Origin of the sequence: Pseudomonas sp. IT-P260, from assembly GCF_949768395.1 — a bacterium.
GTDB lineage: Bacteria > Pseudomonadota > Gammaproteobacteria > Pseudomonadales > Pseudomonadaceae > Aquipseudomonas > Aquipseudomonas parakoreensis.
On record NZ_CATKPO010000043.1, the window covers coordinates 282,393 to 295,268 of the forward strand.

10 protein-coding genes are annotated in these 12,876 nt (G+C 59.8%); 4 read left to right on the plus strand and 6 right to left on the minus strand.

Annotation, left to right across the window (positions count from 1 at the left end):
• Positions 1-13 precede the first annotated feature (13 nt).
• The 6 genes from ACM6HV_RS25755 to yaaA all read right to left on the minus strand — a co-directional run bounded on the left by ACM6HV_RS25755 (position 14) and on the right by yaaA (position 8,799).
• Positions 14-1,495, minus strand: a complete 1,482-nt coding sequence (locus ACM6HV_RS25755) for an alginate export family protein (protein ID WP_086792226.1) — start codon at positions 1,493-1,495, stop codon at positions 14-16.
• Positions 1,492-2,994 (minus strand): alginate biosynthesis TPR repeat lipoprotein AlgK, encoded by a 1,503-nt coding sequence (gene algK, locus ACM6HV_RS25760; protein WP_414905612.1) that lies wholly within the window; start codon positions 2,992-2,994, stop codon positions 1,492-1,494. Before algK ends, ACM6HV_RS25755 begins: the two co-directional genes overlap by 4 nt.
• A 15-nt stretch (positions 2,995-3,009) precedes the next feature.
• Positions 3,010-4,179, minus strand: coding sequence for a PilZ domain-containing protein (locus tag ACM6HV_RS25765; protein ID WP_198758440.1), 1,170 nt, complete (start codon positions 4,177-4,179; stop codon positions 3,010-3,012).
• Between the two features lie 35 nt (positions 4,180-4,214).
• The gene (gene alg8 / locus ACM6HV_RS25770; protein ID WP_217436834.1) at positions 4,215-5,696 is read right to left on the minus strand and encodes a glycosyltransferase family 2 protein; all 1,482 of its coding nucleotides are present in this window, start codon (positions 5,694-5,696) and stop codon (positions 4,215-4,217) included.
• A gap of 196 nt (positions 5,697-5,892) precedes the next feature.
• A complete protein-coding gene (locus ACM6HV_RS25775; protein ID WP_041064820.1) occupies positions 5,893-7,209 on the minus strand; it encodes a nucleotide sugar dehydrogenase in 1,317 nt (438 codons plus the stop codon).
• 810 nt (positions 7,210-8,019) lie between these two features.
• Complete coding sequence (gene yaaA, locus ACM6HV_RS25780) at positions 8,020-8,799, minus strand: peroxide stress protein YaaA (protein ID WP_414905613.1); 780 nt, start codon at positions 8,797-8,799, stop codon at positions 8,020-8,022.
• A gap of 266 nt (positions 8,800-9,065) precedes the next feature.
• Between yaaA and ACM6HV_RS25785 the strand changes: the two genes are divergently transcribed.
• The 4 genes from ACM6HV_RS25785 to moaD all read left to right on the plus strand — a co-directional run bounded on the left by ACM6HV_RS25785 (position 9,066) and on the right by moaD (position 12,873).
• A complete protein-coding gene (locus ACM6HV_RS25785; RefSeq protein WP_414905614.1) occupies positions 9,066-10,190 on the plus strand; it encodes a polysaccharide deacetylase family protein in 1,125 nt (374 codons plus the stop codon).
• Positions 10,191-10,528: 338 nt separating this feature from the next.
• Positions 10,529-11,923 (plus strand): PhoH family protein, encoded by a 1,395-nt coding sequence (locus ACM6HV_RS25790; RefSeq protein WP_041064814.1) that lies wholly within the window; start codon positions 10,529-10,531, stop codon positions 11,921-11,923.
• 237 nt (positions 11,924-12,160) lie between these two features.
• The gene (gene moaC / locus ACM6HV_RS25795; protein ID WP_008080206.1) at positions 12,161-12,634 is read left to right on the plus strand and encodes a cyclic pyranopterin monophosphate synthase MoaC; all 474 of its coding nucleotides are present in this window, start codon (positions 12,161-12,163) and stop codon (positions 12,632-12,634) included.
• On the plus strand, positions 12,631-12,873 hold the full coding sequence (gene moaD, locus ACM6HV_RS25800) for a molybdopterin converting factor subunit 1 (RefSeq protein WP_108181749.1): 243 nt from the start codon (positions 12,631-12,633) through the stop codon (positions 12,871-12,873). The genes moaC and moaD overlap by 4 nt, the downstream gene beginning before the upstream one ends.
• Positions 12,874-12,876 lie beyond the last annotated feature (3 nt).

The following is a 12,876-nucleotide window of genomic DNA, read 5'->3' on the forward strand; positions in this document are numbered from 1 at the left end:
TTGGCGGTTTGCATCAGAAGCGCCAGATCACGTCGATGAACGCGCGGTGCATGTACGAATCGACCTGGCTGCCATAGGCATCACCCGGCTTGAACACACCGCCACGGAAACGCACCAGCGCCGACGGCTCGTCGATCGACTGGCTCAACGCCGCCGGCAGCAAGCCTTGCTTGAAGTACTTGGTCACCACCAGGTCCATTTCCTGACCCAGGTCCTTGTTGCCATCCTGCAGTGGCAGCGAGGTGCTGGAGAGGATTGCGCCAGTGACGTCGTCGGTGTTGTTTTCCACGGCGTTGATGCCGTTGCTGCCCACCGGCTTGTTGCCGTCCACGCGCCAGAATTTGTGGTAGATCAGGCTGGCGTCGTACTGGTCGTTGAGCATCCACGAACCGAACAGGGTGGCGGTCTGCATGTTGTTCATTTCGCCACGGAACGCTTCGCCGAAACGGTGCACCCGCGAGCGGGTACCGGTGTAGTTGGAGCGGTTGCTCTCCAGACCGTTCTGTTGGTAATCGGCGCTGGCGCGGGCGTAGGCCGCACCGACCTGCCATTGCGGATCAAGGCGCAAACGCACGCCAAGGTCGGTGGCCCAGCCGTTGATGTCATCACTGCGCTTGGCTTGCGCCGGACGACTGCCATCGGCGTTCAGCGGGTTGACCGAATCGAGGTCGCCGCTCATGCCGGTGATGCTGCCCCAGTAGTTGACGGTGTTGGTGTTGCGCCAGTTATAGGCGTCGCTGTCGGCGGTCAGACCGAGCCAGCTGATGTCGCCGTTCTGGGTTTTGTCGAGGGTGTCGCGGGGCACGCCCGGTTCGGCGTAATCGAGCTTGCCGTTGTCGTGGGTGTGATGACCGCGAATGCCGACCCAGTTACCCGGGGTCCACTGATAAGCGGCATCGGCGTAGGCGTGCAGGCGATCCTTGTCTTTCGGCGCCAGCTCTTTGAGGTCGGTGCGGTATTCGCTGAAGCGTTCGGCGACACCGACGTTGGCGCGCAGCAGGGTGGTGTCGAAGGTCCAGTTCAGCGCTTCGATGTTGGTGTCACGCCATTGGCCGTCGTCATTGCGCAGACGCTGGCGACCGAACTTGAGCATCTCGCCGGGGTACGGCGTCAGGCCGCTGTAGCCGACCCAGAATTCGCGCATCGCCAGGTAGTTTTTCTTGGTTTTGCGGTCGCTGTTGTCGGTGGTTTGTTCACCGTCGGACTGTTGCAGGGTGTCGGTCTCGATGATGTCGGTCGAGGTCACGGCCTGACCCATGGCGTAGGCGCTCCACGCGCCGCTTTCGCCGTAGATCCATGGACGCAGGTCCAGGCCCACACCGTTGACGTCGCCGCCGCTGGCGGTGCCGAGGTCGCGGTCGTCTTCGGACTGGCCGGTGATTTTTACTTCCAGACCGAAGTTCTTGGTTTCAGTGATCGCGGCCAGTGTCGGGCAAGACCAGATCAGCGCGAACGTGAGGCCAATGCCGGCCTTCACAAAGGGATTCAACTTCATAGGGATTCCTCGCCGTCTTCTTCTTGCAGGGCGTGCAGTTGCAGCGTGTTCTGGTTCAGGGCGCCACGGCTGGCCTGTTCCTGTTGCAGCAGGCGCTGGGCTTCGGCCAGACGCTCGGGCGGCAATTGCGCGGCCAGGGTGGTCGCCAGTTCATCGGCTTGCGGGGTGTTCTGCGCCTTGGCCAATTGGCTGAATACGTAGGCGTTGAGCGGGTCGGGCTTGGTGCCCTTGCCTTGGGAAAACAGTTGGGCGATGGCGAAGTCGGCGCTGTTCTGGCCATTGCGCGCAGCGGTCAGCAGGTGGTCGAGAGCCTTCTGCGGATAGACCTTGCCCAGGTAACCACGGCGATAAATCTGGCCGAGGTAATAGTCGGCGGCGACTTCGCGGCCGACGGCTTTCTGGAAGTGTTCTTCGGCGACTTTCGCGTCGGCCGGCACCAGTTTGCCTTCGTAGTAGAGCTTGCCCAGCAACAGTTCGGCGCGCGCCTGGTCGGCGGCGCGGCCGTTGTCCAGGTACTTCATCATCTGATCGACGTCGCCCAGTTCCGGGAAGTCGTAAAGCAGTTGCGCGAGGGTCACCCACGACGCCGGGTAGCCCGGGGCAATCGGTTCGAGCAGCGACTGTGCGGTCTTTTCGTCGGTCTTGCCGAGGGTCGAATCGGCCAGCACGCGGGCCACCGAATCGACGCGCTGCGCGCTGACCGTGCCGCGGCTGTAACCGGCCTGCATCTGCTTGAGCAGCGCGGCCTGTTGCTCAGGCTGGGCACGTTTCTGATACACCGTGGCCAGTTCGACGTAGCAGATGTCGGTGGTGTTGAGCGCGGCCTTGCAGATCTTTTCCACGTCATCCAGATGCTGGTCGTAAGTGCCTTGGGTGCGATACAGCAGCACCTGCGCCAGACCCGCTTCCGGGTAACCGGATTTGCGCCACTGATCGATCTGCTGCTGCGCGTTGATATTCGGGAAGCTGTGCGGGAATTGCAGGTACAGCATCGCCAGCGGGATCAACGTGTTGCCTTCGCCGTTGGCGGCGGCTTTTTTCAACAGGCTTTCGGCTTCGTGGTGCTCGGCTTCGGTGGAACCCGGCTTGGCCACCAGCAGGCGACCGAGACGGGCCTGGGCCCGAGGCGACACGTCGGCAGCGGCACGGTAGGTCGCTTCGGCCTGTTTGATCTGCTCAGGGTCGCGGCTGTCGACCTGGATATCGGCGAGACCGACTTGCGCCTCGCTGTAACCCAGATCCGCCAGCGCACGGTAGTTCTGCGCGGCGGTGGCGGTGTCGCCACGCTTGAGCGCTTCGTTGGCCAGACGCTGGTCGGGCAGGCCGGCGCAACCGGCCAGACTCACCGCCAGCGCCAGCGAGCACACCATCAAACCCATGTGGGAGCGAGCCTGCTCGCGAAGCAGTCGACTCGGTACTTCAGACAAACCGCGCTGATCCTTTCGCGAGCAGGCTCGCTCCCACAGGTTCGGCGGTGTGTTCAAGATAGGAGTAGTCACAGGCATGTCCTCGACTTAAAGACCGGCAGCCATGGCTTTGTCGATCAGCCAGTTCAGGTTCGGGCCACGGTCGCTGTTCACTTCCACCGGACGGCCGGCGAAGCTGCTGTCCAGCGGTTCGTCCGGCTGAATCTGCACGCGAATGTCGGAGGACAGGTCGGCGCTTTTCAGGCTGGTGCTGCTGACGATCTTGCCGGTGCGGGTCTGGTCTTCGCCGGCGATCTGGAAGCTCACTGGCGTACCCGGACGCACGTCGCCGAACTGGCGATAGGAGAAGCGTGCATCGACGGTGGCCTGGGTGTTGCGCGGTACCAGGGTGAAGATCACGTCGCCTTTGCTTGCGTACTGACCGTCAGCCACCAGTTGCTGGGCCACGGTGCAGTCGCACGGCGAGGTCAGGGTGCCAGTCATCTGCTTGCCGAACAGTTCTTCCACCTTGGCCGGTTGCAACTGGTCTTCGTCGAGATGGCCCTTGAGCACGTCGAGCATGCTGGTGCTGAAGGTCGCCAGCGGGGCGCCTTTGGCGGCGACGCCGTCGGACTTGACCAGGCTCTGCACGGTGCCGTCACGCGGCATGGTGATGTTCATTCCCGGTACGCTGACCAGACCGGCCTGCGCATGGCTGACGAAGTACATGCCGTACACCGACTTGAAGACGAAACCGAACGCGACCAGACCGATGGCGAAAATACCGGCGCTGAAAGTCACCGCTTTCAGCCGCCCGAACGGGGTCATGCCGCTGCCGCCGTCCTTGACCTTGCGCGCCTTGGTGAAGTTGTCGCGCTGCAGCGTCGCCAGCACTTCACCCATGCTGACGATGTCGCCGGCCAGGTGCGACGTGATCAGGTGACGCAGGGTCGAGATGTCTTGCGGTTCGAGGTTCTGGAACTGGCAACCGACGCGGCCGCTCTGGCGGTCGTAGGAGCGCACTTGCAGTTCGACGTCCATGGCCAGGCCGAGGTTGTCGATGACGAATTGCAGGCGTGCCTTGTACACGTCGCCGGTCTTGAGCGGCAGTTGTCCGGCGTTGAACGCCAGACCACCGGCGGACAGGTCCAGGACCCGCGCCTCGACCGGCGTCCGGTCCGGGCCGAAGAAACGCAGTTTGGCCGGGATTTTCACTCGGGCGTGCTGACGCTGGGCTTCGGATTCATGCACTACGTTGGCGTTGACGGCGGTATTCATGGGGGCGATTTCCTTGTTAATTCAATAGGGGCAGGTCAGACCATCATCAGCAGCACGGCGACGAAAATGCTGCCGGCGGAGAAGGTCATGGTCCGAGACGACCAGGTGTTGAACCAACGTTGAAAGCTGGCGAGATCACGGGTCAGGGAAGTGGGTTGGCGCGTCCAGGATTGCTGGTCGAGGCGGAAGAACACGTAGATCTTCACCAGCGCACCGACGATCTGGTTGTAATACAGAATCACGGGATAGGCCGGGCCGATCCGGTGACCGGAGCACGACAGCAGCAAGGTCAGAATCAGGCGCGTGATGCCGATCCACAGCAGGTAGGCGAGGATGAACGCACCGCCGTACTTGAAGCTGGCGATGATCGCCACGGTCAGGCCCAGCAGCGAGGTCCACATCGACACACGCTGGTCGAACAGCACCACCGAGGTGAAGGCGCCGAGGCGTTTCACACCCAGGCCCAGCGCTCGCGAGTTCTGGCGCAGGTTGTTGCCGTACCAGCGGAACATCAGTTTGCGGCTGGCCTTGATGAAGCTCTTTTCCGGCGGGTGTTCAACGGTGTTGATCGCGGCGTCCGGCACGTAAAAGGTGTCGTAACCCAGACGCATCAGGCTGAACCAGCTCGATTTGTCGTCACCGGTGAGGAACTTGAAACGGCCCAGGCGCCAGTGTTGCAGCGAGTCGCTTTCGACGTCGGCGATGAATTCCGGGTCGGTCACCACGGTGGCGCGGAACACCGACATACGCCCGGTCATGGTCAGTACGCGCTTGGACAGGGCCATCGAGCACATGTTGATGTGACGCTGGGCGAAACGCAGCTTGTGCCATTCGCTCATGATGTAGCCGCCGCGCACTTCGCAGAACTCGTTGGTGGTCAGGCCGCCGACGTTGCCGAACAGCTGGAACCACGGCACGGTCTTGCGCACGGTGCCTTCGCCAAGCACGGTGTCACCGTCGATCACGGCCACCACGGCGCGGTCGTCCGGCAGGTGACGGGAGATCGCGCGGAAACCGTAGGCCAGGCCATCACGCTTGCCGGTGCCGGGAATGCGCACGAAGTCGAGCTTCACGCGGTCTGGCGGATTCATCCGCGCCCACAGCGCCTTGACCAGCAGCTCATCGGACATTTCGACAATCGAGCAGACCACGGTGGTCGGCAGTTCGCAGTCGATGGCTTCGCGGATCACCGAGCTGTAGACCTGTGCGGTGGTGAGCGCGTCGATACGGAAACTGGTGACCATCAGAAACACATGCGACGGGTCCGCCGCTTTACCCAGCTTGCGCACTTTGCGGCGCAGGTGCGGGTAAACGATGTAGAGAAAAATCATGCCGCGCACAAAGTGCGTTGCACCCATCGAGTAGCGCCAGATACCCACGGCGCCAATCAGGAAAATGAAGTCCTTCGACTCGGAGTCGAATGTGGACGTGGGCAGCATCAAGGCCAGGCCCATCAACAAACTGAGGTAAAACAGCCAACCGGCGGCCTGAAGTAGGCCGTGCTTTAGCCTGTGCATAATCTGCATCCGTCTCTATCTCGGGCGAGCCTGTCGGGTGGCCCGATGGGGTTAAGGCAGGCATACAAAAACTTGCAAGGACATGTAGGAGCTGCCGAAGGCTGCGATCTTTTGATCTTTGCGGGTTCACTCAAGACTCAAGTGGCCGGGGTAAAGATCGCAGCCTCGTTTCACTCGTCAGCTCCTACAGGGCTGTTTACCAGCAGATACCTTCAGTGCGAGTACCTGGGTTGGTGGCTTTGGCCATGAAGCCGACCAGGTCGATGACCTGTTTGCCTTGCGGTGCTTCCTGGGCCAGCGCGCGGAATTTCTCGTCGCGGTTGCCGAGGATGATCACGTCGGAGTTGTCGATCACCGAATCGAAGTCCGCGTTGAGCAGGGACGACACGTGCGGGATCTTCGACTCGATGTAGTCCTTGTTCGCGCCGTGAACACGGGCGTACTCGACGTTGCTGTCGTAGATGCTCAGGTCGTAGCCCTTGCCGATCAGCATTTCGGCCAGTTCCACCAGCGGACTTTCGCGCAGGTCGTCGGTGCCGGCCTTGAAGCTCAGGCCGAGCAGGGCGACTTTGCGTTTGTCGTGGCTTTCAACGATGTCGAAGGCGTTCTGCACTTGCGATTCGTTGCTGCGCATCAGCGAGTTGAGCAGCGGTGCTTCGACGTCCAGCGAACCGGCGCGGTAGGTCAGGGCGCGCACGTCTTTGGGCAGGCACGAACCGCCGAAGGCGAAGCCCGGGCGCATGTAGTACTGGGACAGGTTGAGGGTCTTGTCCTGGCAGACCACGTCCATCACTTCACGGCCATCGACGCCGACCGCTTTGGCGATGTTGCCGATCTCGTTGGCGAAGGTGACCTTGGTTGCGTGCCAGACGTTGCAGGTGTACTTGATCATCTCGGCGACGGCGATGTCCTTGCGGATGATCGGCGCGTCGAGTTCTTCGTACAGCGATTGCAGAACGTCGCCCGAGGCCTTGTCGAACTCGCCGATGACGGTCATCGGTGGCAGGTCGTAGTCCTTGATCGCGGTGGATTCACGCAGGAATTCCGGGTTGACCGCGACGCCGAAATCGACACCGGCCTTCTTGCCCGAGCAGTCTTCGAGGATCGGGATGACCACGTTGGCGACGGTGCCCGGCAGCACGGTGCTGCGCACCACGATGGTGTGACGGGTGGATTTTTCACGCAGCACGAAACCGATCTCGCGGCACACCGCCTCGATGTAGTTCAGTTCCAGGTCGCCGTTCTTCTTGCTCGGTGTACCGACGCAGATCATCGACAGGTCGGTGTCACGAATTGCCTCGGCGAAGTTGGTTGTACCGCGCAGACGACCGGTCTCGATACCCTGGGCCAGAAGTTCGCCCAGACCCGGTTCAACAATCGGCGACTTGCCGGCGTTGATCATGTCGATCTTGTCTTTGGCAACATCGACGCCAACCACGTCATGGCCCCGTGCAGACAGGCAACCGGCACATACTGCGCCAACGTAACCCAAACCAAATATGCTGATGCGCATCGCAAATACCTCTGTGTTTTATCAAGCCATTAGATGGCCGGAGTTAATGGTGTTCAGCGGTCATAGTGCACTCGAAAGTGCGGCAAACAGGCGCCACAATGCCGTGTGCAGGCATACTAAGTTCCGAGTGTCTAAATAAGTGCACTCAAGATGTGCGCAACTAGGCCTGGTTGTTATGACTTGCCCTGTTATGCAGCGGATCTTCTTGCTGGAAGACTCTTGTGCATGTTTTCAGTCCACCTGATGTCGGTCGAAAAGCCCGTAGATCAAGCGGTTGGGTGCTCAGGCGAGCACGTTTACAGGGGCGCAGCCTTGGCCTTGTAGAGGATGTTTATGGTGCGTATCACCTATCCATCGTTAGTTGATCAGATGAGTGAACCATCTAGGCAAGTTGCTGTGACAACTTGGTTACATGGTTCTCCGCTCTGCGTAAGTTATCTCGTACAAACTCGGCGAGAATCGTTACCGGTGGTATGAGCTATGCATTTGGACATAGTTCCTACCCGCTCATCGCGAAATCTGAAATTTTTTGAAATATTGACAAAGATGGCACTGGTCTCAAATTGATAGCACTTTCGATTTGGGCCTTTATTAATCGGTGCGCAATCGAGCTAGATAGTTTTGTGCCACTACCGTAAAAAAATTTACGTGCCACTACTGAAAAAAAGTGCGGGTGTCGAGTGAAACTAAAATTAGAATTGGGCGGGACGATTTTATGGCGCCAATAAAACGGCGAAATGTGGCGGGGGATTTTTGACGTCGTGCGAGCTGCACGACTCTTTATAGAAAGAGTCGTGCAATGGGCATGCTTTATTCCGGGGCGTGATCTCGCAGAAACACCAGATTGTCCGGTTTCGACTGCTCGGCGCTGTACTGATAACCCTGCACATCGAACTGCTTGAGCAGGGCAGGATCGTTGATTTTTTCCTGAATCACGAAACGGCTCATCAGCCCGCGGGCCTTCTTCGCGTAGAAGCTGATGATCTTGTACTGACCGTTCTTCAGGTCCTTGAACTCGGTGTTGATGATCCGCGCGTTCAGGGCGCTGCGTTTGACCGCCGAGAAGTACTCGTTGGACGCCAGGTTCAGCAGCAGGTCGTCGCCTTGCTCGGCCAGCGCTTCGTTGAGCCATTCGCTGATGCGGGTGCCCCAGAACGCATACAGATCCTTGCCACGGGCGTTGGCCAGTTTGGTGCCCATTTCCAGACGGTACGGCTGCATCAGATCCAGCGGACGCAGCAGGCCATAAAGGCCGGAGAGCATGCGCAGGTGCTTTTGCGCGTAGTCGAACTGGGCTTCGCTGAAGGACTGGGCGTCGAGGCCGGTGTACACGTCACCTTTGAATGCGAGCAGGGCCTGCTTGGCGTTTTCCGGGGTGAAGGCGGGCGTCCAGCTGCCGAAACGCGCGGCGTTGAGGCCACCAATCTTGTCGGACACATGCATCAGTTCGCTGATTTGTGCCGGGCTCAGTTCGCGCAGTTGCTGGATCAGCTCTTGGGAATGGTCGAGGTATTGCGGCTGGGTAAAGCGCTGGGTCGCCGGCGGTGTTTCGTAATCGAGGGTCTTGGCGGGGGAAATCACCATCAGCATGAAGTCGTCTCCTTTAATCGTGGGGGCGATTCTAGGGGGTTGGCCGGGTTGACTCCAGCTATCAAGCCCATAGGTGATCGACGGCTTAACTCAACCCACCTGTGGGAGCGAGCCTGCTCGCGAAAGCAGATTCAAATTCACTATAAATGCCGACCGATACACCGTATTCGCGAGCAGGCTCGCTCCCACAGGAGATAGGTGTTGCTGCTGGGAATCGTGCGGGATCAGCTATAGTGCCGCGCGGGTTTGGTTATGGAGACACCCCTTTGCGCATTGTTCTTTTAATCACGGCGTGGCTGCTGAGCTGCGGGGCCATGGCGGCACCGGGCGATGTGGCGACGCTGGACCGCAGCACCTGGCCGGAGCAGCTCAGCAATCCGACGCTGTTTGACGTCGCCTCGCGTGCAGAAATCCTCATGTTCGCCCGCGGCCTGCTCGGCACCGAAGCGCTAGACGAGGCTGCGCTGGCCCAGCGTCTGGGGCTGCGCACGATCAACGTCGACGCGATCAGCCGCCTGCGTCAGCGGCTCTGGGAACGTCTGTTGGCCAACTACAACTTCGCCCAGCAGAGCTGCGATCAGGATGCCTCGTTCTGCTTCCTCGTCGAAGACCTGCCGACCCTGCGCGAACAGGCCGCCAAATTCGTAGTCAGCGACGACAGTTATTACACCAAATGGGCCGAACCGAGCCGGTTGTTTCATTTGCAGTACCTGGACGAGCTGATGCGCAAGGCCGCGCTGTCGCCGCAGACCAGCAGTGAAGTCGATCGTTTCGGCGACTATGAACGCAGCGGCGACGAGATGCATGACCGGCTGTTTCTGCTGAGTTTCGACAGCGCTGCAAACCTGCAGCCGGACAACACCGACTGGATCGCCGACTACCTGCGCAAAGCCAATCTCAGCGGCACGTTCTTCCTGTTGGGCAAGGACGTGCAGGCGCGACTGGCGGATCGCTCGGTGAGCAATCTGCAATCGGAGTTCTCGAAACAGTGTGTCGGCGTGCAGGGTTGGGAGTTCCGTTCCCACAGTTATTGGCAGGACTGGCAGGACTCGGTGCGCCGCAGCAGTGACCTGGTGAAGAACAAGTTGCCGGAAAACTACGTGCCGCTGTTCCGTCCGCCGGAGGGGCAGCGTCGCTCTGATGCTGGCAGCTTCTTGCGCAATCAGGGCTTGCAAGTGGCGCTGTGGGACATCGATGCTCAGGATGGTGCCGGCAAGCTCAAGGGTGCGCAGAGCGCGCAGCGAGTGCTGACCCTGATGTTGTTGTGGCGCCACGGGGTGATCAATTTCAACATGAAACAGGATGCGGTGAGGACCGCGTTGCCGTGGCTGATCACGCAAACTGCGCAAAGTGGCATCGGCTTTGAAGACTGTCAGGACGGGTTTCGCTGAAAAACGAAAAAAAGCCCGGAAACATTGGGCTTGGGGCGATTTTTTCAGAGAATTCGATGCAGGCGGACTTCCGACTTTAGCGGGGTCTGCACGGTCCGCCAAGGGCTTTTCGTCACTCTGCAAAATAAACTTAAAAAAACCGTCAAAGTGCTTTTTTATGTCATGGGTTTTGGAGTATTACGAAGACAGACCGCCGAAACCTGCAACACAGGTGGCGTCTTCCAAGACTCCTTTTGTGTGCACTTCATCCAGGCCCTCGTGGATGAATTCGGCAGTCACTTCGAGGCGCAGCACCGCCCAGGTATTGCGTCGAATGGCTCCCACAAAGGTGACCGAGTATGGATGATCACGGACGTAGCCCTTCTTCCAACCAGCCAATCCTTTATGTACTCGATACCAACGTATTGATTCACGATCCAAATGCCCTGCTGAATTTCGAAGAACACCACGTCGCGATCCCGATGACCGTGCTCGAAGAGCTGGACAAGCTCAAGAGCGGCCATCACAGCGTTGCTGCCGAATGCCGCCAGGCGATCCGGCTGATCGACAAGACCCTGGGCGATGCCTCCCCCGAGGACGTTGAACTGGGTGTGCCGATCCAGCGCGGCAAGGGCGGGCCAAAGGGCTTGCTGTCAATTCTGATGAGCAAACAGGCCGAGTCGAACCTGATTCTGCCCGAGCATCTGAACGACAACAAAATCATCAACCAGTTGATCGACCTGCATACCCGTGATCCGCAGAAGGCCGTGGTGCTGGTCACCAAAGACATCAACATGCGCCTCAAGGCGCGCGCCTGCGGGATCGATGCCGAGGACTACAGCACCGACCAGTTGGTCGACGACGTGTCCCTGCTGCCCAACGGCTACCACAACATGACCGGCTCCTTCTGGGACCGCGTGAGCAAGGTCGATACCCGTCAGGATCACGGCCGCACCTGGCATCAGGTGCAGTTGATCGACAACCTGCCTGCGGTGCACATCAACGAGTTCATCATTGACGAACAAGGCTTTGTCGGCTGGATCAAGGAAATCCAGGAAGACAAGCTGCTGATCCTCGACCTGCACCAGGAACCGCTGCTGCACCAGGAAGCCTGGGGCCTCAAACCACGGGACATCTATCAGAGTCTGGCGCTCTACGCGCTGCTGGATCCGGACATTCATCTGGTCAACCTGTCGGGTGCGGCAGGTTCCGGTAAAACCATTCTGGCGCTGGCCGCGGCGATCGAGCAGACCATGGTCAGCAAGCGCTATCGCCGCATCATCGCGACCCGCAGCGTGCAGGGCCTGGACCAGGAAATCGGCTTCCTGCCCGGCACCGAAGCGGAAAAAATGGAGCCTTGGCTGGGCGCCATCACCGACAACCTCGAAGCCTTGCACATGGATGATGAAAACACCCATGGCAGCGTCGATTACATCCTCAGCAAAGTGCCGTTGCAGTTCAAATCGCTCAACTACATTCGCGGTCGCAGCTTCCAGCAGAGCCTGATCCTGATCGACGAATGCCAGAACCTTACGCCGCACCAGATGAAAACCATCATCACCCGGGCCGGCGCCGGTTCCAAAGTGGTGTGCCTGGGCAACCTGGCACAGATCGACACCCCTTACCTGTCCGCGACCAGCTCCGGGCTGACCTACCTGACCGAACGCTTCAAGGATTTCCCCAACGGGGTGCACATCACCCTGCAGGGCGTGCCACGCTCGATCCTGGCCGAATACGCCGAATCGCATCTGTAACCCTTCCAACAAAACCGGGCGGCCCAAAATCCGCCCGGTTTTTTATGGATAAATGCATGTCCCCGTGGGAGCGAGCCTGCTCGCGAATGCGGTGTATCAGTCGACATCCTTAGTGAATCCGAACCCGCTTTCGCGAGCAGGCTCGCTCCCACAGGGTGCAACGGTGAATTCATAATCAGTGGTGCGGAAATTTGACCCACAGGTTTACAATCCACGCTCCTGATCAGGAGTAATCCCGTGCTGACTCATCTCGATTCCCAAGGTCGCGCCAACATGGTCGACGTCACCGAAAAAGCCGTGACATTCCGTGAGGCGACCGCCCAGGCGCTGGTGCGCATGCTGCCCGAAACCCTGCAGATGATCGTCAGCGGCGGCCACCCCAAGGGTGACGTGTTTGCCGTCGCTCGCATTGCCGGCATTCAGGCCGCGAAGAAAACCAGTGATCTGATCCCGTTGTGCCATCCGCTGATGCTCACCGGTGTCAAGGTCGAACTCAGTGCAGAAGGCGAAGACAGCGTACGCATCGTCGCCCGCTGCAAGCTCTCCGGGCAGACCGGCGTGGAGATGGAAGCACTGACCGCTGCCAGCGTTGCCGCGCTGACCATTTACGACATGTGCAAGGCCGTGGACCGGGGCATGACCATCGAAAGCGTGCGTTTGCTGGAAAAGGTCGGCGGCAAGAGCGGGCATTTTCAGGCGGAGCAACCATGAAACTGACGGTTAAATTCTTTGCGCGTTATCGTGAAGCGTTGGGCGTGGACTCGGTCAAGGTCGAAGGCGATTTCGCTACGGTCGACGATGTCCGTGCGCTGCTCGCGCAACGCGATGGCGCCGAGGTCTTGAGCGAGCAGAACCTGATGTGCGCGCGCAACGAAGACCTGTGCCAGCTCGACGAGCCGGTGAGCGACGGCGACGAAGTGGCGTTTTTTCCCACCGTGACCGGAGGCTGACGG